19 protein-coding genes are annotated in these 21,733 nt (G+C 33.4%); 14 read left to right on the forward strand and 5 right to left on the reverse strand.

Annotated features, from left to right (window positions below):
• Positions 1-84: 84 nt before the first annotated feature.
• The 6 genes from ACP3TL_RS03225 to ACP3TL_RS03250 all read left to right on the forward strand — a co-directional run bounded on the left by ACP3TL_RS03225 (position 85) and on the right by ACP3TL_RS03250 (position 5,721).
• Entirely contained in the window at positions 85-858 is a 774-nt protein-coding gene (locus tag ACP3TL_RS03225; RefSeq protein ID WP_046465565.1) for a sulfite exporter TauE/SafE family protein, read from the forward strand.
• 332 nt (positions 859-1,190) lie between these two features.
• A complete protein-coding gene (sppA, locus tag ACP3TL_RS03230) occupies positions 1,191-2,183 on the forward strand; it encodes a signal peptide peptidase SppA (RefSeq protein ID WP_046465564.1) in 993 nt (330 codons plus the stop codon).
• An 8-nt stretch (positions 2,184-2,191) separates the two neighbouring features.
• On the forward strand, positions 2,192-2,734 hold the full coding sequence (locus ACP3TL_RS03235) for an RDD family protein (RefSeq protein ID WP_046465563.1): 543 nt from the start codon (positions 2,192-2,194) through the stop codon (positions 2,732-2,734).
• 89 nt (positions 2,735-2,823) lie between these two features.
• Positions 2,824-3,318, forward strand: coding sequence for a thiol peroxidase (gene tpx / locus ACP3TL_RS03240; RefSeq protein ID WP_046465562.1), 495 nt, complete (start codon positions 2,824-2,826; stop codon positions 3,316-3,318).
• 169 nt (positions 3,319-3,487) lie between these two features.
• Positions 3,488-4,435 (forward strand): class I SAM-dependent methyltransferase, encoded by a 948-nt coding sequence (locus ACP3TL_RS03245; RefSeq protein ID WP_046465561.1) that lies wholly within the window; start codon positions 3,488-3,490, stop codon positions 4,433-4,435.
• 86 nt (positions 4,436-4,521) lie between these two features.
• Positions 4,522-5,721 (forward strand): acetate kinase, encoded by a 1,200-nt coding sequence (locus ACP3TL_RS03250; RefSeq protein WP_046465560.1) that lies wholly within the window; start codon positions 4,522-4,524, stop codon positions 5,719-5,721.
• A gap of 133 nt (positions 5,722-5,854) precedes the next feature.
• Here ACP3TL_RS03250 and ACP3TL_RS03255 read toward each other — a convergent pair whose 3' ends face one another.
• A complete protein-coding gene (locus tag ACP3TL_RS03255; protein WP_285336724.1) occupies positions 5,855-7,027 on the reverse strand; it encodes an esterase-like activity of phytase family protein in 1,173 nt (390 codons plus the stop codon).
• A gap of 261 nt (positions 7,028-7,288) precedes the next feature.
• The gene (locus tag ACP3TL_RS03260; protein ID WP_046465558.1) at positions 7,289-7,792 is read right to left on the reverse strand and encodes a universal stress protein; all 504 of its coding nucleotides are present in this window, start codon (positions 7,790-7,792) and stop codon (positions 7,289-7,291) included.
• 141 nt (positions 7,793-7,933) lie between these two features.
• Here ACP3TL_RS03260 and ald point away from each other — a divergent pair, with 141 nt between their 5' ends.
• Positions 7,934-9,049 (forward strand): alanine dehydrogenase, encoded by a 1,116-nt coding sequence (gene ald / locus ACP3TL_RS03265; protein WP_046465557.1) that lies wholly within the window; start codon positions 7,934-7,936, stop codon positions 9,047-9,049.
• 324 nt (positions 9,050-9,373) lie between these two features.
• Here the strand turns inward: ald and ACP3TL_RS03270 are convergent, their stop codons facing one another.
• Positions 9,374-10,003 carry a copper homeostasis protein CutC gene (locus ACP3TL_RS03270; protein WP_046465556.1) on the reverse strand — a complete coding sequence of 210 codons (630 nt, stop codon included), beginning with the start codon at positions 10,001-10,003 and terminating at the stop codon, positions 9,374-9,376.
• Positions 10,000-11,052 (reverse strand): M24 family metallopeptidase, encoded by a 1,053-nt coding sequence (locus tag ACP3TL_RS03275; RefSeq protein ID WP_285336723.1) that lies wholly within the window; start codon positions 11,050-11,052, stop codon positions 10,000-10,002. The genes ACP3TL_RS03270 and ACP3TL_RS03275 overlap by 4 nt, the downstream gene beginning before the upstream one ends.
• 207 nt (positions 11,053-11,259) lie before the next feature.
• Here ACP3TL_RS03275 and ACP3TL_RS03280 point away from each other — a divergent pair, with 207 nt between their 5' ends.
• A complete protein-coding gene (locus ACP3TL_RS03280) occupies positions 11,260-11,949 on the forward strand; it encodes a metal-dependent hydrolase (protein ID WP_046465554.1) in 690 nt (229 codons plus the stop codon).
• Positions 11,950-12,127: 178 nt separating this feature from the next.
• Here the strand turns inward: ACP3TL_RS03280 and ACP3TL_RS03285 are convergent, their stop codons facing one another.
• Positions 12,128-12,541 (reverse strand): universal stress protein, encoded by a 414-nt coding sequence (locus tag ACP3TL_RS03285; protein ID WP_046465553.1) that lies wholly within the window; start codon positions 12,539-12,541, stop codon positions 12,128-12,130.
• A 228-nt stretch (positions 12,542-12,769) separates the two neighbouring features.
• On the opposite strand from ACP3TL_RS03285, the gene ACP3TL_RS03290 reads away from it, so the two are divergent.
• From ACP3TL_RS03290 to ACP3TL_RS03315, 6 genes are all read left to right on the forward strand, one after another.
• A complete protein-coding gene (locus ACP3TL_RS03290; RefSeq protein ID WP_285325697.1) occupies positions 12,770-14,062 on the forward strand; it encodes a DRTGG domain-containing protein in 1,293 nt (430 codons plus the stop codon).
• Between the two features lie 36 nt (positions 14,063-14,098).
• Positions 14,099-15,034 carry a DHH family phosphoesterase gene (locus ACP3TL_RS03295; RefSeq protein WP_046465552.1) on the forward strand — a complete coding sequence of 312 codons (936 nt, stop codon included), beginning with the start codon at positions 14,099-14,101 and terminating at the stop codon, positions 15,032-15,034.
• A 21-nt stretch (positions 15,035-15,055) separates the two neighbouring features.
• The gene (locus ACP3TL_RS03300) at positions 15,056-18,259 is read left to right on the forward strand and encodes a DNA polymerase III subunit alpha (RefSeq protein WP_285336722.1); all 3,204 of its coding nucleotides are present in this window, start codon (positions 15,056-15,058) and stop codon (positions 18,257-18,259) included.
• A 255-nt stretch (positions 18,260-18,514) separates the two neighbouring features.
• Positions 18,515-19,747, forward strand: coding sequence for an NADP-dependent malic enzyme (gene ystJ, locus ACP3TL_RS03305; RefSeq protein ID WP_046465550.1), 1,233 nt, complete (start codon positions 18,515-18,517; stop codon positions 19,745-19,747).
• Between the two features lie 80 nt (positions 19,748-19,827).
• Positions 19,828-20,694, forward strand: a complete 867-nt coding sequence (gene accD, locus ACP3TL_RS03310; protein ID WP_046465549.1) for an acetyl-CoA carboxylase, carboxyltransferase subunit beta — start codon at positions 19,828-19,830, stop codon at positions 20,692-20,694.
• On the forward strand, positions 20,687-21,631 hold the full coding sequence (locus ACP3TL_RS03315) for an acetyl-CoA carboxylase carboxyltransferase subunit alpha (RefSeq protein WP_046465548.1): 945 nt from the start codon (positions 20,687-20,689) through the stop codon (positions 21,629-21,631). The genes accD and ACP3TL_RS03315 overlap by 8 nt, the downstream gene beginning before the upstream one ends.
• Positions 21,632-21,733: the final 102 nt, after the last annotated feature.

Here is a 21,733-nt window from a genome sequence, read left to right on the forward strand (position 1 = left end):
TTAAAAAATAGAAAACTTAGTTTTAGATGTTCAATTTATAATGAATAATCAGTTAACATGATTTAAACAGACAGGGGTTGGCGCATGTTAGAGTGGGACATTTCAATTGTAATTATCATCATACTACTTGGATTTTTAGCAGCGTTTATTGATGCAGTTGTCGGCGGTGGAGGGTTAATTTCTATCCCTGCACTTTTAGCAGTGGGTATGCCACCAGCTATGGCTTTAGGTACAAATAAATTAGCCAGTGCATTTGGATCGATGACTAGTGCATTTCGTTTTTTAAGGTCAGGCAATGTCGATTTGAAAATTGTTGGAAAGTTATTTCCATTTGTATTCCTAATGGCTATGGGTGGTGCGAGTGTTGCGACATTTTTACCGTCTGAACTTTTGAAGCCAGTCGTAATCATTATCTTGACGCTTGTCATGATTTATACATTAATGAAAAAAGATTGGGGTAGTATACGTACTTTTACAAAACTTACTACTGGTAAAGCCATATTATTTGCAGCTTTAATGTGTTTAATTGGTCTATATGATGGATTTTTAGGCGGTGGCACAGGTTCATTTATGCTTTTTGTTTTATTAATGTTTGGATTTGATTTTCTAGGTGCAGCAGGCAATGCTAAAGTGTTAAATTTTGCATCCAATTTAGGGGCATTAATATTATTTATATTTTTAGATCAAGTCGATTATTTTTATGGTTTTATCATGGCTGGTAGTATGATTTGTGGCTCATATTTGGGTGCTTTATTCGCAATTAAAAAAGGTGTTGGTTATGTCAAAGGTCTGTTTATTGTAGTTACTGCTATTTTAATTTTGAAAAATGCGTATGATTATTTAATGCAAATCATATAGTACTTAAAAATACATTAAATTAAAAATTATATAACAATCTCATGCAAGATCTTCAGCGCTTATCTTCTTTTTTCAGTCCAGCCTTATAGGAACGGAAATACGAAATCAAATTTTGACTTCGTATTTCCGTTCTTTTTTGTATATGATTTTCGAAAATATAATATAATGTCTGTTCATATTTTAATACCTTGTTACTACAGTTACGATAAAACATTATTATTATTTTAAAACTCTTTTATTTTATATTTGAGATAAGGTATACATAGCTTAATTGATTATGGTTAAATTGAGGATGGAGTTAAAAGGAAAATAAATTATGGGAGTGAGTGTAAATGTCGAAGAAAAGGATTATCGCAATCATACTTGCGGTTGTCATCGTGTTAGGCGGCATCGTGATGAGTTCAATTTCAGCGGTCTTTTCATCTTTATTTGATGAACAAGCGACATCTAAAATGGACCCATTTACAGAAAAAGTAGAAAAAGAGGGCAATTCAAGTAAACGAATTGCACATTTAACATTAGATGGCCAAATAGCTGAAGGTACAGGCGGGGGCATGTTTGGTGGCGGTGGTTACAACCATGAGGCGTTCTTAAAACAATTAGAAAACGTAAAAAATGATGACACAGTCAAAGGTATGTTGTTATCTGTAAATACTCCTGGTGGTGGCACGTATCCAAGTGATGAAATTTATCAAAAGATAAAAGAAATTAAGCAAAAAGATAAAAAGATTTATGTACATATGGGTAGTATGGCAGCATCTGGTGGATACTACATTTCAGCACCAGCAGACAAAATATACGCAGGTCCTCAAACAATGACAGGATCAATCGGTGTTATTATGTCTAGTGTTGATTATTCAGAATTACAAGAAAAAATAGGCGTTAAAGAAAATGTTATAAAATCAGGGGATCATAAAGACATATTAAGTAGCTCAAGAGCTATGACAAGTGAAGAAAAAGATATTTTACAATCTGTATTAGATGATAGTTTTGATCGATTTGTGAATATAGTTAAAGATGGTAGAGATATGTCTGAAAGTAAAGTTAGAGAGTTAGCTGATGGACGCATCTACAGTGCACAACAAGCGGAAGATAATCGTTTAATTGACGAAATTGGTTATGAAGATGAAACTTTAAAAGCAATGAAAAAAGATATGAAAGCAAAAGATGCAGAAGTGTTTGAATATAGTGAAGAAGGTAGTTTCTTCTCATCGTTTAGTAATGCAAAAGCGAGTATTGGTCAGTTTAAAAATGAATTCAATGAAGTCAAATCAATAATTAAAAATGATACTGAAGCTGAACCTATGTATCTATACGAAGGTTAGGTGTAATAATGGATAATATGAAACAAGATGATACTGCACATTCGGTTGCAGATTCAAACGAAGCACAAACAGAGTCAGATGTACTTGCTCATAATCAATTAGCAAAAGCACTATATGCAGGATTTGGTATAAGATTTTGTAGTTTTCTCATTGATTTGCTCATCATTTTTGGTATTCAAAGTATTATATTGAAACCAATCTATCATTTTACACATATAGATAATGCAAAGTTATGGATTGATTATTTTAGTGTAGGTCACGTATTAGATGCACTCGTATTTTATTTGTACTTTGTGTTATTAACGAAATATTTTAAACAAACTATTGGTAAAATGATTTTGAATATAAGAGTGGAACGTGCAGATAGACAACCATTAACTTGGGTAGACGTATTATTTAGAGAATGGATTGGTCGCATTATCAGTGGCGTATTTGCTAATTTACCTTATTTAGTAACAATATTTACAGATAAACACAAAGGTATACATGATTATTTTGCTGATACTGTTGTAATAAAAAACAAATTCGAAAAATTGTTTTATTTGAAGTAGATTGTTATGTTTCAAAGGGTTTAAGGTTTATTTCATCAGATTAAACAGTTATAATTATTGAGTAAGCACTTTTTATAGGAGGCATTCAAATGGCGCAAATTACATTTAAACAAGAACCAATTACATTATTAGGATCACAAGTAAAAAAAGGTGAAACAGCACCAGATTTTACAGTGTTAGACAATGATTTAAATGAAGTAACTTTATCAAATTATGATGATCAAAAGAAATTGATCAGTGTAGTACCATCTATTGATACAGGTGTCTGTGATAAACAAACACGTAAATTCAACGAAGAAGCAGCGCAGGAAGATGGCGTCGTGTTAACTATTTCTGTTGACTTACCATTCGCACAAAAAAGATGGTGTGCATCAAATGGCTTAGATAATGTGGTTACTTTAAGTGATCATAAAGAACTTTCATTTGGTAAAAATTACGGCGTAGTTATGGAAGAATTACGTTTACTTGCACGTTCAGTTTTTGTTTTAGATGAAAATAATAAAGTAGTATATACTGAAGTTGTTTCTGAAGGCACTGATTTCCCAGACTTCGACGCTGCTTTAGAAGCATATCGTGCTATTTAAATTAAATATAGGTAATATAAAATTTGTCATTTGATTTGAAGTTAAACAATCAAACAGTATCATTGACATTATAAAGTATACTGTCCATAATTATTTGGTAATATAAGTTAGCATAAACTGACTTAATTTCAAACAAATTATGGACAGTTTTTTTAGAAAGGACTATTAAATGACACAAGAAGAAACAGTAATGGAAAAGTTATTCCAAACACTCGACGAAAAAGCTAAAGCTTTAAATGAAAATAACGGTCAAAGTTTTATTGAAAACTTAGGACTAGCAATGGAACATATTTATACAAGTAAAAGAGACTTGTTAGAACAAGCTACATTGCAAGATAGAAGAAAAGCATTTCAGTTTGCTTACTTAAGTTTAATGCAAAAAGAAGATATCCAAGCAAATCATCAAATTACACCAGACTCTATTGGCTTAATTTTAGGCTTTTTATCTCAACGCTTCTTAAAAAACAAAGAAGAATTACACGTTGTAGATATCGCAAGTGGGGCAGGTCATCTAAGTGCGTCTGTACATGAAGTGTTAACTGAACATACGGTAATGCATCATCTTATAGAAGTTGATCCAGTATTATCAAGAGTTAGCGTTCATTTAGCCAACTTTTTAGAAATACCATTTGATGTTTACCCACAAGATGCAATTATGCCATTACCTTTTGAGGAGACAGATGTTGTTATTGGCGATTTACCTGTTGGTTATTATCCGGCAGATGAGAGAAGTAAGGAAATGGCTTTAGGTTTTGAAGAAGGTCACAGTTTCTCTCACTTTTTATTAATTGAACAAGCTGTTGTAGCCTTAAAACAATCAGGTTATGCTTTTTTAGTTGTTCCAAGTAATATTTTCGAAGGTTCAAATGTGAAACAGTTACAAAACTTCATTGCTACAGAGACAGAAATGCAAGCATTTTTAAATTTACCCTCGACATTATTTAAAAATGAAAAAGCACGCAAATCTATTCTTGTACTACAGAAAAAAGAAACAAACGTTACTAAACCAGTAGAGGTTTTATTAGCGAACATTCCTGACTTCAAAAGCCCTCAACAATTCCAAGCATTTTTACAAGATTTAAATGTGTGGATGGAAGAAAATCATCCTGAAAATTAAACTGTATTATTCTTGAAAATAAACTGTATTAATGATTAAATAGATAGGTATATTAAAACTTAATTGAAAATGGGGGCAACAAGCTTATGTCAAAATTAGTTTTGGCCATTAACGCTGGTAGTTCATCACTGAAATTCCAACTTATTGAAATGCCGGAAGAAAAAGTTGTTACTAAAGGACTAATTGAACGTATTGGTTTAAAAAATTCTGTCTTTACTATTGAAGTGGATGGAGAAAAAATTACTGATACCAATGATATTGCTAATCACGAAGTAGCAGTAAACATTATGTTAGAAAGCTTTAAAAAACATGGTATCATTGAAAGTATTAATGATATTGATGGTACGGGTCACCGTGTTGTTCATGGTGGAGAATTATTCCCAGAATCAGTTTATATAACTGATGAAGTAGAAAAGCAAATTGAATCGTTAAGTGAATTAGCTCCGTTACACAACCCAGCAAACTTAATGGGAATTCGTGCATTCCGAAAACTTTTACCAGAGACACCACATGTCGCTGTGTTTGATACTTCATTCCATCAAACAATGCCAGAGAAATCTTATTTATATAGTTTGCCATATCAATATTATGAAGATTTTGGAATTCGTAAATATGGTTTTCATGGCACGAGTCATAAATATGTTTCACAACGTGCAGCTGAAATTTTAGGTAAACCAATTGAAGAATTACGTATTATCTCGTGTCATATTGGTAATGGTGCTTCAATCGCTGCTATTGATGGTGGCGAATCTGTAGATACGTCTATGGGCTTCACTCCTCTAGCAGGTGTTACAATGGGCACACGCTCAGGTAATATTGACCCAGCTTTAATTCCATTTATTATGGAAAAAACGGGTAAAAATGCAGAAGAAGTATTAAATACACTTAATAAAGAATCGGGATTATTAGGTATTTCGGGTACTTCAAGTGACTTAAGAGATATCATTGAAGACTCTAAAGAGGGTAAAGAAAGAGCGCAATTAGCACTTGATGTCTTTGCATCTCGTATTCACAAATATATCGGTTCATATGCGACACGTATGCATGGTGTAGATGTTATTGTATTTACAGCTGGTGTAGGTGAAAATTCTGACCCTGTAAGAGCAAAAGTCTTAGAAGGTTTAGAGTTTATGGGTGTTTATTGGGACGCTAAGAAAAATGAAATGATTCATGGATCTGAAGGTTTCATTAATTATCCACATTCACCTGTAAAAGTTATCGTTATTCCTACGAACGAAGAAGTAATGATTGCTCGTGATGTTGTTGATTTTGGAAACGTAAAATAATCTGGAAGTAAACCCAGATTCATTAAATAAGTATGAGTTGTAAATATTTATACTTAAATTAAAAGCACCCATTCATTAGAAAAATAATGAATGGGTGCTTTTATTATATTGTTAATCCATTTTAGCAAATGGATTATTTTTTCTCTGGTTTAACCTCAAAAGCAATAATTTGAGATTGTTGTGTTTCATTAAAGTTATTATCAGCTGTCAATACTAGACTGTCATTACCATTGGGTAGCTTTTTACCAAAGGTCATACCTTCAATATTATCCACTTTACCAATGTCTTGTTCATTTAAATCAGCAACCAGCGTTTTGTTTAAAGGTTTTGAGTTTGTTTCTTTGAGTGACTCTATATCCTTAATATCAGTTCCTTTACTCACATCAATTTTATATATACGCACATAATTACTAAATGAGCCATCTTCTGCTTGTACAGATGCACGCTCTAAAGTAAGAAATTCATGATCATTGAGGGCTAATATTTCTGTGATGCCATTATCAGCTTGTTTATCTTTGCCAGGCTTTTTAGGAATCGCATCAAGTGGATATGCAAATTCAGATAATACATTGCCTTCACGGTCATATTGTGTGATGCGTGATAAGGTGCCTGACTCAGGCGTAGGTTTTTGGCCATCTTGTATTAGTGGACCTTCCATAGAAGTCCATAACGTATTACCATCTTGAGAAAAAGTGCTACCTTCAATAGCTTGATTATTGCGGAAACCTTTCTTATTTTGTTTGTCCATTTTTATTGTATCTTTAATAGGAATTTCAGCTGAGTATTTACCATCTTCAGTTGCTTTACGAATAAATGGATTCAATCCTAAGGAACGATCTCCTTCACTAGTATATAGAATCTCATTAGTTTGTGGATCGAACCGTATCGATTCTGGGTCAGCGACAATATTATCATCGTCGTTCTTATATTGCTCTTTATTGATGTAATCTTTGCCATTCGGTTGTTTTAACTTGTGAACGCCATTAAATTTGACGTCTTTGAATTCATTACTATTATAGTCGATATCAGCTTCATAGAACCTTGCTGGATTGTGTTCTGATCGGTCATCGCTCATAAGTAGCCATTTATCATTTTTAGGGTCATACGTTATACCAGATAATCCACCAACTGTCGTATCTTTGTAAGTTTTATCGAACGGTAAGATTTTGGTGTCTATTAATTTGAGATGATCTGCGGTACGTGTTGTATTGTCTTTTTCTGTAGCAATTATTTCACTATGTAATGTTGTGCTCGAAATGAATAATGTAAACATGCTTGTTATAAGTGCTTTGTGCATCGGTTTCATAAGTTGTTCATACTCCTTTCATTATGCTTTTCAACTTCAATCATATATCTTTTGTTTAATGTGCATATGAAGTTTTGATAAGGAGTTTGTAAAACTCACTTTGAATGCGCAATATAACTTGCAAGTTCATTTCTTTGGATATTAAAAAGGATAGATTGCTCTAAATAAATGAACAAACTATCCTAACGAAACAAGCGAATTATCTTTGTTTCGATTTTAAATGTAACTAAATGATTTTTATGAAATTAAACTAGTGAATTTTTATTGAGCTTGGTGTTGCGATCTAAGTTCGTCTGTTGCTACTTGTGGTTGGAAATCTTCTGGCAGTTCTTCAGTACGTACAACAAGTACATCACAAGGTGAGTGGCGTACGATTGCTTCAGATACAGAACCAACAATAAATCTTTCTACAGCATTTAAACCAGAAGTACCACACATAATTAAATCAGCTTCTACTTCAGTTGCTAATTTTTTTGGAATAATTGCTTTTGGAGAACCAAATTCTAAGCGAGTTTCAACATCTTTAATACCAGCGTTTGTTGCAACTTCTTTATAACCTTTTAACAAGTCGTCAGAGAAATTTTTTGATTTTTCAGTGAACTGTGCATCATAAACCTCGTATGATGAATATGTTCGTGAATCAATGACGTTCACAACTGTTAATTTTGCTTCGTTACGATTTGCAACATCTACAGCTTTATTAAACGCCCATTCAGCCTCGTGTGAACCATCTACCGCAATTAAAATATTTTTATAAGTTAGCATATCAATGACCTCCTTATTCTTCTTATTTATATTATACCACCATTTACAGAATATTAACATAATTCACTGTTGTAAAAGTACCCTATTCTTTGATTGCGCTTTCATAGAATACACGTTACTATAAATTTGGAGGTGGATGAAATGATTATAGGTATTCCTAAAGAGATTAAAAACAACGAAAACAGGGTGAGTTTGTCCCCAAGTGGTGTGCATGCATTAGTTGAGCAAGGTCATAATGTTATTGTTGAAAAATCTGCTGGTTTAGGCTCTTATTTTGAAGATGTGGACTATACTGAAGCTGGTGCAAAAATTGTAAATGAACAAGCTGCAGTATGGAACGTAGATATGGTTATGAAAGTTAAAGAACCATTGGAAGAAGAATTCCAATTCTTTAAGGAAGGATTAATTCTATTTACTTATTTACATTTAGCAAATGAAGAGAAATTGACTAAAGCTTTATTAGAAAACAAAGTCATTAGTATCGCTTATGAAACAGTGCAATTGCCAGATCGTTCTTTACCATTATTAACACCAATGAGTGAGGTGGCAGGTCGAATGTCTGCTCAAATTGGTGCTGAGTTCTTACAGAAATATAAAGGCGGCATGGGTATTCTACTTGGTGGTGTTCCTGGCGTAGAAAAAGGACGCGTAAGTATTATTGGTGGTGGCCAAGCTGGTACAAATGCTGCAAAAATCGCTTTAGGTTTAGGTGCTGACGTTACAATTTTAGATGTTAACCCTAAACGTTTACAACAATTAGAAGATTTGTTTAGTGGCCAAGTACATACAATCATGTCAAACCCATTAAATATAGAGCAATGTGTTAAAAACAGTGACTTAGTCATTGGTGCAGTGCTTATTCCAGGCGCAAAAGCACCAAAACTCGTTACTGAAGAAATGGTTAAACAAATGAAAGATGGGGCAGTGATTGTTGATATTGCGATCGACCAAGGTGGCATTTTCGAAACAACAGATCGTATTACTACACACGATGACCCAACGTATAAAAAACATGGCGTAGTACATTATGCAGTAGCTAATATGCCAGGTGCAGTGCCGCGTACGTCAACAATCGCATTAAACAATGCGACGTTGCCATATGCGCAACAAGTAGCTGGAAAAGGGTATTTAAAAGCACTACAAGATAATCCAGCATTATCTTTAGGCTTAAGTACGATTAATGGTGAATTAACTAATAAAGGTGTTGCAGATGCATTAAACTTATCATATACCGATATTGAAAGTGCATTAAAATAAAAATACCTATAATACAACTCAACCATAACGAATTGATTGTATTAAATTGATGTAAATAAAATGAGAGTAGGACATGTATTTATGTACCTCACTCTAAAGTGCCGACAAAGTCAGATACTTTGTCGGCACTTTTTATGCATGATTGTCTAGTGGTGTTATAGGACCAGTAGTAGTTCTTTAAACGCTTGTTATAAGCGCATTTTTAATTCAGTCAGCTACTGCTAATATAATAAAACAGGCTGAGACATGTAATTATGTCTCAGCCTGTTTTATTGATGCTATAAGATCCTGTGTCTCAAGCAGTTAAACTATAAATGACGTGTTTTAAACGATTCTTGTACCATGCACTTCTTGGAAAGGGAAAGAAGATATTAAATCTTGTAAATTATTTTTATTTAATCCACCACCAGGCATAATTTCGATACGTCCGCCTGTATTAACCACAAGTTTGCCAAGATGATTTAAATTATCGAAAATATCAGTGTCTGAAGGGCCGCCATGTGTTAGTAATCTGACAAAGCCAATATCAATCAGCTGATGTAGTGCTTTGATTTGACCATGTATATGAATTTTATCAAATGCCATATGGCATACGGCCGGTACAGGTGCCGCTAGGTTTTTCAAAGTCTTCATTTGCCATTCATTTAAGACATTATCCTCTGTTAAACATCCAAATACAAAGTAATCTACGTTGAGTTGCTTGATTGCTTTCATGTCTCGTTGCATGATCTCAAAGTCATATAAATTATATACGAAATCACCGCCGCGAGGGCGAATCATTACTGCGATTTCAACATCGTTGGTATGACAAATTTCTGTCGCGATTTCAATCATCCCGATGCTAGGTGTCGTCCCGCCGACACTCAAATTATCACATAATTCTATACGATCAGCACCATTGTTTATTGCTTGTTCAACTTGTTGAATCGTTTCAACAACCGCTTCTTTTATCATTTTTCGTAACCCGTTAAACTTTCATTACCATCTTCAGTTACTAAAATATCGTCTTCAATACGCACACCTGCAACGCCAGGAACGTATATGCCTGGTTCAACAGTGATAACCATTCCAGCAACAAATTGGTTGGTATTTGAACTAGAAACATCTTGATACTCATGTTCTTCCAAGCCTAATCCATGTCCTAAACGATGAGGGAAATAATCACCATAACCTGCATCACTGATAATATTACGTGCAATATCATCTACATCTTTAATCGTAACGCCTGGTTTGATTGCTGCAATCGCTTCTTGTTCAGCTTTCAAAACCACATTATATATTTCTTGGGCTTTATCATTTGGTTCGCCAAATTTAACGGTTCTAGTCATATCACTACAATAATTGTTATAAATAACACCAAGATCAAATAATACATATTCATCTCTTTGTAATTGACGATCACCAGGCGTACCATGTGGTGAAGCAGCGTGATCACCGAAGAGTACCATCGTATCGAAACTCATTTCATTTACACCGTAATCTTTGATTGCATTCTCAATATGATTAACAACTTGGCGTTCCGTCACACCTTCTTTTAAAAAGTCTACACCGATTTCAATGCATTTGTCAGCAAGTTCACATGCTTTTTTAATAGTAGCAATTTCATTTTCGCTTTTTACGTTACGTAAGTCTTTAATTGTTTGATCAATATCACCAAAAGTTTGTACATTAAATGCTTCAACGAGTTCGCGTTGACGTTTTACTGTTAAATGTTCAGCTTCAACTAATAATTTATTTACAGTGAACATATATTTATCTAATGCATTTTCTGTGTCTAAATATCCAACTACTTCACCTTCAAAAGGAGAGGCTTTTACTTCATCAACTTCTAATTGTGGACAAAATAATACTTGTTCACCATTTTCTTTGATTAATAATGCGAGTAAACGTTCATGAGGATCACTTAAATAGCCTGTAAAGTAAAAAATGTTTAATGGTGTTGTAATCCATGCTGCTCCAGCTTGTTGTGATTTTAATTCTGCGGTAATCTGTTCTAATTTCATTTATCATCATCCTCCTAAAAATACTATCATTCTAAGTTTATGTTAGTTCATGGCGGAATTCAAAAATAAAATATTAGAATGATGCTATTTTAGCTAAATGTTTTTAAAATAAGCATAAAAGAGCTATATAAAATGCACGGATATGTTATAAAATGGTATGAATGTGGTATGTAGTAAATAAACAGATTTATGGGAGGAATTCATATAATGAACTTATCATTTCATGGACAATCAACGATTTATTTCGAAGCGAACGGTAAAAAAGTAATTGTAGATCCATTTATTACTGGCAATGGTCAGTCAGATTTAGATGCAAATGCTTTAGAAGTAGACTATATTATTTTGACGCATGGTCATGGTGACCATTTCGGAGATACAGTCGAGTTGGCTAATAGAAATAATGCAACTGTAATTGGTTCAGCAGAACTGGGAGATTATTTAACTACAAATAAAAATGTTGAAAATGTAAGGCCAATGAACATTGGTGGTAAAGCTGAATTTGAATTTGGTACAGTGAAATTTGTGCAAGCTTTTCACAGTTCAAGTTTAACTGATGATAATGGTATACCGGTTTATCTTGGCATGCCGATGGGTGTTATTTTAGAAGTTGAAGGCAAAACAATTTATCACACTGGAGATACAGGATTATTCAGCGATATGAAATTAATTGCAGAACGTCATCCTGTTGATGTTTGTTTTGTTCCTATTGGTGATAACTTTACTATGGGTATCGATGATGCAAGTTATGCTATCAACACATTTATTAAACCTAAAATCACTGTCCCTGTGCATTACGATACATTTGAATTGATTGAACAAGATCCAAGTCAATTTAAATCTGCTGTTACAGTAGGAGAAGTGCAAATTTTAAAACCTGGAGAATCAGTTAAGTTTTAAATTATTTAAAGGCTTAGGATTTGCAATAAATTAAAAATGGCGACAAAATCTTATTATTTTGTCGCCATTTTTATGTTTTTAAAGGATATAAATTAAAAAACAAACCCAATGCATTTGTGCGTTAGGCTTGTTTAGGCGTGTAACTCAAATGAATACAAAAGTTTTTTTGAGTTTTATCTTATTTTACGATAAGAACAGGGATGTTTGCTCTTTTAGCCACCTTATGGCTGACACTACCTAGGACAAATTTTTTCTTTTCCTCAGCTTTGCGGTTACTGAGTACGACGATTTCATATTTGCCACTATTAGCTTGTTTAACTAATTGTTCTTTGGCACTGCCACGAACAATAATTTCATCATATTTGATACCATATTCATCTAAAGCTTTACGTGTAGGCTCAAGTCCTTTGCTACGCTTTTCAACTAGTTGATCTAAATGAACACCAGATTTAATTGATGATTGTGCATCTTGTTCACTAATCGAATTTAAAATAGTGACCGTCGTTCCTTCACCGGCTAATTTTGATACTTCTTTAAGTGCTTTTTCATTAGTAAGTGTTGTATCTACACCAAGTAAAATATTTTTGAACATTGTTCATCCCTCCTTGATATCATTCTAATCAAAATTTCTTGATAAATCCAATTATAATATAAAATCTTACATATTAATTTCTTAAAAAGAATTATTTATATTATTTAAAAGGCGCAGTTCAACATTATAAAGTTAGAATCTACCATAATTTGAATTGTGACATCGCAATTTTAGATATAAGAAGTTATAATGGCATAGAAACTGTTCAATATAAATGAGGTTATTTAAATGACAAAGCATGAGCAAATTTTATCATATATAGAATCTCTAGCAGTAGGACAAAAAATTTCTGTTAGAAAAGTGGCGAAAGATTTAAGTGTATCTGAAGGTACAGCTTACCGAGCGATTAAAGATGCTGGTCAAATTGGCTTGGTAGCAACAATTGACCGCGTAGGTACTGTTCGTATAGAGAAGAAAACACGCGAGCAAATTGAACAACTTACATTTGGTGAAATTGTAAAGATTATAGACGGTCAAGTGTTAGGCGGCAGAAACGGTTTAATTAAAACACTAACTAAGTTTGCCATAGGTGCGATGGAGATTGATGATGTAGTAAAATATTTAAGTACGTATACATTATTGATTGTAGGTAATCGTAAAGATGTACAATTAGCAGCTTTAAAAAGAGGAAGTGCGGTGCTGATTACAGGTGGTTTTAGAACATCTGATGAAATTATAAAGTATGCAGATGAACATGATCTACCAATACTTTCTTCTAATTATGATACATACCTAGTAGCAAACATCATTAATAGAGCAATGTATAACCAAATGATTCGTAAAGAAATATTGGTCGTTGAAGATATTGTGAAGTCAGTAAAAGAGAGCACAGTAATCTTTGAAAATATGAAGTTGATTGATTATAAAGAAAAAGCAAGAGCTACTGGACATTCAAGATTTCCAGTTATTGATGAACAGTGGAAACTAGTAGGTATTATTACGAGCAAAGAAATTATTAAAATGGATGATTATGATACGATAGCTCAGTTTATGACGAAGGCTCCTATAAATGTCCAATTAACTACCACAGTAGCAAATTGTGCGCATATGATGATTTGGGAAGGTATAGAACTGTTACCAGTGACTACAAGTAGCAAAAAACTTATAGGTGTTATTACGAGAAAAGATGTATTAACAGCGATGCAATTATTAAGCCGACAACCTCAAGTGGGTGAAACTATTAATGATCAAATTGCAAAACATATCAACATTACAAATAATGGCATTCAAGTACAAACAACCCCGCTATTAACGAATCAATATGGTACTTTAAGTAAAGCTGTATTCGTCGCTATAATTGAAGAAACAGTACGCTATGAAATGAGAAAGTTAAAAAAACTTGAAGTCATGATAGAAAGTTTGAACATTATATATATTAAGACAGTACAAATCGAATCAGAAATCGATGTGCACTATGATATGTTAGATGTAGGGAGAAACTTTGCTAAACTAGAAGTGACAATGTCTACTGATGAGCATCATGTCGCGAAAGCAATGATTATCTGCCAGATGATAGATTAAATGAATTTTATATAACTAATGAAAAGGAAGATATAAATGACTAAAGAATTCAATCAAATTATGAGTGAAATTAACGAAGCTGAAACAGTTATTATACATAGACATGTCAGACCTGACCCAGATGCTTATGGTTCACAGCTTGGTTTGAAACATTACTTAACATTAAAATTTCCAGATAAAAACATATATGCAGTTGGGGAATCAGAGCCTTCGTTAGATTTTATAGGAACTTTTGACGAAATTACAGATGAACAATACAAAGATGCATTAGTGATTATCTGTGATACGGCTAATTCACCAAGGATTAGTGATGAACGCTTTAATAAAGGTCGTTCCCTAATTAAAATCGACCATCATCCTGCAGTAGATCAATATGGTGATATTAATTATGTGAATGCACAGGCTTCTTCTACAAGTGAAATTATCTTTGACTTTATTGCGCATTTTAATGACACAACTGTGATAGATGCATCTGTTGCACGTGTACTATATTTAGGAATTGTTGGTGATACAGGTCGTTTCTTATTTAATAATACGACGTCCCATACGATGGAAGTCGCAAGCCAGTTACTTAAATATCCATTTAATCATAATGAAGAGCTTAATAAAATGGGCGAAAAAGACCCAAAACTCTTACCATTCCAAGGATATGTATTACAGAACTTTGAGTTAGATGAAAATGGATTTTGTAAAATAATTATTACACAAGATGTACTTAAGCAGTTTAATATTGCGGCTAACGAAGCTTCATTATTTGTAAATGCGATTGCGGATATTCAAGGCTTGAAGATATGGGTCTTTGCTGTTGATGAAGGTTCTGAAATAAGATGTCGCATTCGCTCAAAAGGCATTGTGATTAATGATATTGCAAGTGAATTTGGTGGCGGAGGTCATCCAAATGCATCAGGTGTTTCTGTTGCTAACTGGAACGAATTTAATACATTAGCCGAAGCTTTAAATAATAAGTTATAAGTATATAGGAGGTGTTTGCTGATGGTTACGCATTTAAATATTCATACAACATACGACTTATTACATTCTAGTTTGAGAATAATAGATGTTGTTGCTAAGGCCGCTAAAGAAGGGTATACCGCATTAGCGATTACAGACACAAATGTCTTATACGGTTATCCACAATTTTATGACGCGTGTATTGCAGCAAATATTCATCCTATATTCGGTATGACAATTTTTGTGACAGATGGATTAGAGTCAGTGGAAACGATAGTGTTAGCGCAAAATGAACAAGGACTAAAAGATATGTTTAAGCTGTCGTCTGCTATAAAAATGAAAGAAAAAACTGAAACACCTATAGAGTGGCTAAAAAAATATCTACAGCATTTTGTTGTTATTTTTAAAGATGTATCATCATCAAATGAAGCTATTGTAGCTGAATTTACCGATGATACACATGTTTATGTGAATCATACAAGTGAAGTAACATTGGAATTACCAATGGTTTGGGCACAAAGTACACGTTATCTTAATCAACAAGATGCTGATACACTGACCGCACTTGCTGCAATCAGAGATAACGATAAACTAGATTTAGTAAGTGAACAACCTGATTATAATGCACATTTATACGATAATAATGATTTAACTACACTTCATTTAAGTAAGAAAGTGTTGGATAACACAAATCAACTTGCAACAGTATGTCAGGCTGAAATGATTTATCATCAGTCATTATTACCTAAATTTAAAACGCCAGATAATCAGCAATCAAAAGATTATTTATGGCAAATATTACAAGAAAACTTAAGCCAACTCAATTTAGGTCATAACCAATTCGAAACGTACAGAGAAAGACTTGTACATGAGTATCAAGTCATTACTCGCATGGGGTTTGAAGATTACTTTCTTATAGTAAGTGATTTAATACATTATGCGAAAACACATGATGTATTAGTAGGGCCTGGTCGTGGTTCTTCTGCAGGGTCATTGGTAAGTTATCTTTTAAACATTACTACGGTTGATCCCATACAATATAATTTACTGTTTGAGCGTTTTCTTAATCCGGAACGTGTAACAATGCCGGATATTGATATTGATTTTGAAGATACGCATAGAGATAAAGTAATTCAATATGTTCAAGAAAAGTATGGTGATAATCACGTTGCAGGTATAGTAACGTTCGGTCATTTGTTAGCTAGAGCAGTAGCTAGAGATGTTGGTAGAATTATTGGATTTGATGAGATTACTTTAAATGAAATTTCTAAATTAATACCACACAAGTTAGGTATAACTTTGGATCAAGCATATGAACAAAATGATTTTAAACAGTTTGTGCACCGAAATCATAGGCATGAACGATGGTTTGAAATTAGTAAAAAATTAGAAGGTTTACCTCGTCATACTTCAACACACGCTGCAGGTATCATTATTAATGATCATCCATTGTATGAATATGCACCGTTGACGTTAGGTGATACCGGATTATTAACGCAGTGGACGATGACAGAAGCAGAGAGAATAGGCTTGCTGAAGATCGACTTCTTAGGGTTACGGAATTTATCCATTATTCATCAAATTGTGAAACAAGTAAAAAAAGATATGAATACACATATTGATATAGAGCAAATACCTTTTGATGATAGCAAAGTCTTTCAATTATTGTCACAGGGTGATACTACAGGTATTTTTCAACTAGAATCAGATGGTATTAGAAATGTATTGAAAAAATTACAACCTGAACATTTTGAAGATATTGTAGCCGTAACGTCTTTATACAGACCAGGTCCTATGGAAGAAATACCTACCTATATTACGAGAAGGCATAATCCATCGAAGGTGCAATATTTGCATAGTGATTTACAGCCGATATTAAGTAACACTTATGGCGTTATCATTTATCAAGAACAAATCATGCAAATTGCCAGTAAGTTCGCAAACTTTAGTTATGGAGAAGCGGATATTTTAAGACGTGCGATGAGTAAAAAGAACCGTGCTGTATTAGAAAGTGAGCGTCAACACTTTGTGGACGGTGCTTTAAATAATGGCTATGATGAAAATTTAAGTAAGCAAATATTTGATTTGATTCTAAAATTTGCAGACTATGGCTTTGCACGTGCCCATGCTGTAAGCTATTCTAAAATCGCTTATATTATGAGCTATTTAAAAGTACATTATCCTAACTATTTTTATGCTAATATTTTGAGCAATACTATTGGAAGTGAGAAAAAGACAGCACAAATTATTGATGAAGCAAAGCATCAATCAATCAATATTTTAACGCCGAATATAAATCAAAGTCATTGGTTCTATAAAGCAACTAAACAGGGTATATACTTGTCAATCGGTGCGATTAAAGGTGTAGGTTATCAAAGCGTTAAGTTAATTGTTGATGAACGCATAACGCATGGTCATTTCAAAGACTTTTTTGATTTCACAAGACGCATTCCTAAAAGGATTAAATCTAGAAAATTACTTGAAGCGCTCATATTAGTAGGCGCTTTCGACACCTTTGGCAAAAATCGTGCTACGCTACTACAGTCAATTGATCAAGTACTGGATAGTTCATCTGATATTGAACAAGACGGTTTTATATTTGATGTATTAACGCCTAAAGCGACATATGAAGACAAAGAGGAATTGCCAGATAAAGTATTAAGTGATTATGAAAAAGAATATTTAGGCTTTTATGTTTCAACACATCCTGTCGAAAAAGCCTTTGAACAAAAGCAATATCTTGGTATATATAAACTCACTAATGCACGAGATAATCAACCGATTTTTGTTCAAATTGATAATATTAAACGTATACGTACAAAAAACGGTCAGAATATGGCTTTTGTAACATTAAATGACGGAATTAATAGTTTGGATGGCGTTGTTTTTCCAGATGCATTCAAAAAATATGAAACAGATTTGAAAACGGATGAGACATTTATCCTAAAAGGTAAGTTTGAAAATAGGAATAATAAGAAGCAACTTATTATTAATCAAATAGAGACGATTGATGCATTCGAAGTGAGTACATTTGAACATGCGAAACAAATTGTGATTAGAAACCTTAGCGATGAAACAGAAGTAAAGCAATTTTTAACACAAACAGAGCACAGCAATTATATTCCAGTTAAGTATTTTCAAGAAGCGCAAAATAAGTTTAAAATCATAGGTTATATCACACGAGATAACGACGTATTAAATACATTTATACAACGATTTTCGCCTTGGGATATAAGAATTATTTAACTTTAATAGCGCTATGAACTATGGTATAGTAAACTGATGGTTAAGCATAAACTTGCCGTCAGTTTTAATTTTAACTAAATTAAAGATAAGAATTATTTAATGTCAAATCAATCTATATATTTTTATTACAAATATTAACTGTACGGGTGAATTCGACATCTTGTTAGCAATATCATTTGTAATTTAAGTTAGATTGTAATAAAAATATATATGAACTGATTTTTATACTAGTTGAATGTAAAGGGGTAGATTTACATGACATTGAGAGACGAAGCATTAGAAATGCATAGACGAAATCAAGGAAAATTGGAAGTAACGCCTAAGGTTCAAGTTACCAATAAGGAAGAATTAAGTTTAGCTTATTCACCAGGTGTCGCAGAGCCTTGTAAAGAGATACATGAAGATTCTAGGAAAGTTTTTGAGTATACCATGAAAGGCAATACTGTTGCTGTTGTAACAGATGGCACAGCTGTTTTAGGATTAGGCAATATTGGTGCAGAAGCGAGTATCCCAGTAATGGAAGGTAAAGCAGTACTATTTAAAAGCTTTTCTGGTATCGATGGTGTACCTATTGCATTAAACACTACAGATACAGATGATATAGTTAACACTGTGAAATTATTAGAACCGAATTATGGTGGCATAAACTTAGAAGATATTTCGGCACCGCGTTGTTTTGAAATTGAAGAACGTTTAAAAAAAGAAACTAAAATACCAGTATTTCACGATGATCAACATGGTACAGCAATTGTAACAGTAGCCGGTATGACTAATGCCTTAAGAATAGTGGATAAAGATTTATCAGACATTAAGGTCGTTCTCAATGGTGCTGGGGCAGCTGGTATGGCTATCGTTAAATTATTATATTCTTATGGTGTTCGAGATATGATTATGTGTGATTCTAAAGGTGCTATTTTTGAAGGACGCGCTTTTGGTATGAATGATACAAAAGCATACGTAGCTAAGTGGACTAATAGAGAAAAAATTGAGGGCAGCTTAAATGATGTCATTAGAGATGCTGACGTATTTATAGGTGTTTCTGTTGCAGATTTATTAACAAAAGAAATGGTTGAATCTATGGCCGATGATCCAATTATCTTTGCTATGGCAAACCCTAACCCAGAAATTCAGCCAGATGTTGCAAAGGCAGCAGGTGCAAAAGTAATTGGTACAGGTCGTTCAGATTTTCCAAATCAAATTAATAATGTCTTAGCATTTCCAGGTATATTCAGAGGTGCTTTAGATGTAGAAGCAACACAAATTAATGAAGCAATGAAGCAGGCTGCGGTTGAAGCGATTGCGAATTTAATTAATCCAGAAGAATTGAATCCTGATTATTGTATTCCAGGTCCGTTTGATAAGCGAGTAGCACCGTCAGTTGCTAGAGAAGTTGCAAAAGCAGCGATGGAGTCTGGCGTTGCTAGAAATGATATGGATCCAGAGGAAATATATGAAAAGACAATGAAATTAACAGATTTAGATAAATAATATTCGTTAATACTAAACTCAATACGTAACTTACAGTTAATTGTAGAGACAGATTGCGATATTTATGTGGAGGTTTACCAATGTTTAAAGATTTTTTCAATAGAAGTAGTAAAAAGAAAAAGTATGTAACCGTATCGGATTCAAAACAAAGCGATGTTCCAGCAGGTATTATGACGAAATGTCCTAAATGTAAAAAAATTATGTATACGAAAGAATTAGCTGAAAACTTAAACGTTTGTTTTAACTGTGATCATCATATTGCACTTACAGCTTATAAACGTATTGAAGCTATTTCTGACGAAGGCACATTTAAAGAATTTGATAGAGGCATGACTTCGGCAAATCCATTGGACTTCCCAAGTTACGAAGAAAAAATCCAAAAAGATCGACAAAAAACTGATCTAAACGAAGCAGTAGTAACTGGAACTGCAAATTTAGAAGGTATAAGTTATGGTGTTGCTGTTATGGATGCTAGATTCAGAATGGGCAGTATGGGTTCTGTAGTAGGCGAGAAAATTTGTAGAATTATTGAGCACTGTATTGAAAACCGTTTGCCATTTATTTTATTTTCAGCAAGTGGCGGAGCTAGAATGCAAGAAGGTATTATTTCGTTAATGCAAATGGGTAAAACGAGTGTGACACTGAAGAAACATGCGGACGCTGGGTTATTGTATATTTCTTACATTACTAATCCAACTACAGGTGGTGTTTCTGCAAGTTTTGCTTCTGTAGGTGATATCAATCTTAGTGAACCTAAAGCGTTAATTGGATTTGCAGGGAGACGTGTCATCGAACAAACAATTAATGAAAAATTACCAGAGGATTTCCAAACTGCAGAATTTCTATTAGAACATGGCCAATTAGATAAAGTAGTACATAGAAAAGAAATGAAAACAACGTTATCTAGTATCTTAAAAATGCACCAAGAGGTGAAAACAAATGCTTGATTTTGAAAAGCCGCTTTTTGAAATAAAAAATAAAATTGAATCATTAAAAGAATCTCAAGAAAAAAATGATGTAGATCTGCAAGAAGAAATTGATATGCTTGAAGCTTCTTTAGAGAGAGAGACTGAAAAGGTATATACAAACCTTAAACCTTGGGATCGTGTGCAATTAGCACGTTTACAAGAAAGACCTACATCTTTAGATTACATACCTTATATATTCGACTCATTCATGGAACTCCATGGTGATAGAAATTACAGAGATGATCCTGCAATGATTGGTGGCATTGGTTATTTGAATGGCCAAGCAGTTACTGTAGTTGGACAACAACGTGGTAAAGATACCAAAGATAATATTTATCGTAATTTTGGGATGGCACATCCAGAAGGTTATAGAAAAGCAATTAGATTGATGAAACAAGCAGAAAAATTCAATCGACCTATTATTACTTTTATTGATACTAAAGGTGCTTATCCAGGTAAAGCAGCAGAAGAACGTGGACAAAGTGAATCTATTGCTAGAAACTTAGTCGAAATGGCTGCGTTAACAGTACCAGTCATTTCTATTGTGATTGGTGAAGGCGGTAGTGGCGGAGCTTTAGGTTTAGGTATTACAAATCGTATATTGATGCTTGAAAATAGTACGTATTCAGTTATTTCCCCTGAGGGTGCCTCTGCACTGTTATGGAAAGACAGCAATCTTGCAAAAATTGCTGCAGAAACAATGAAGATTACTGCTGAAGATTTACGTGAACTCAATATAGCTGATGATGTAATTAAAGAACCATTAGGTGGTGCGCATCATGATGTTGAAATTCAAGCACAAAATATCAAAAAAGGGTTTGAATATTATTTAGCAGAATTAAATCAGCTAAATAAACAACAACTTGTTGATGACCGATATGCTAAATTTAGAAATATTGGAACATTCCACGAATAATAATAAATATACTAAGATTAGCTGTACAGAAATTTATGACGATAGATTTCTGCACAGCTATTTTTTATAGTTGTAGAGAAGGAAATTGAGTAAATGCAAACC

Source organism: Staphylococcus caseorum, assembly GCF_049943195.1.
Taxonomy (GTDB): domain Bacteria; phylum Bacillota; class Bacilli; order Staphylococcales; family Staphylococcaceae; genus Staphylococcus; species Staphylococcus equorum_A.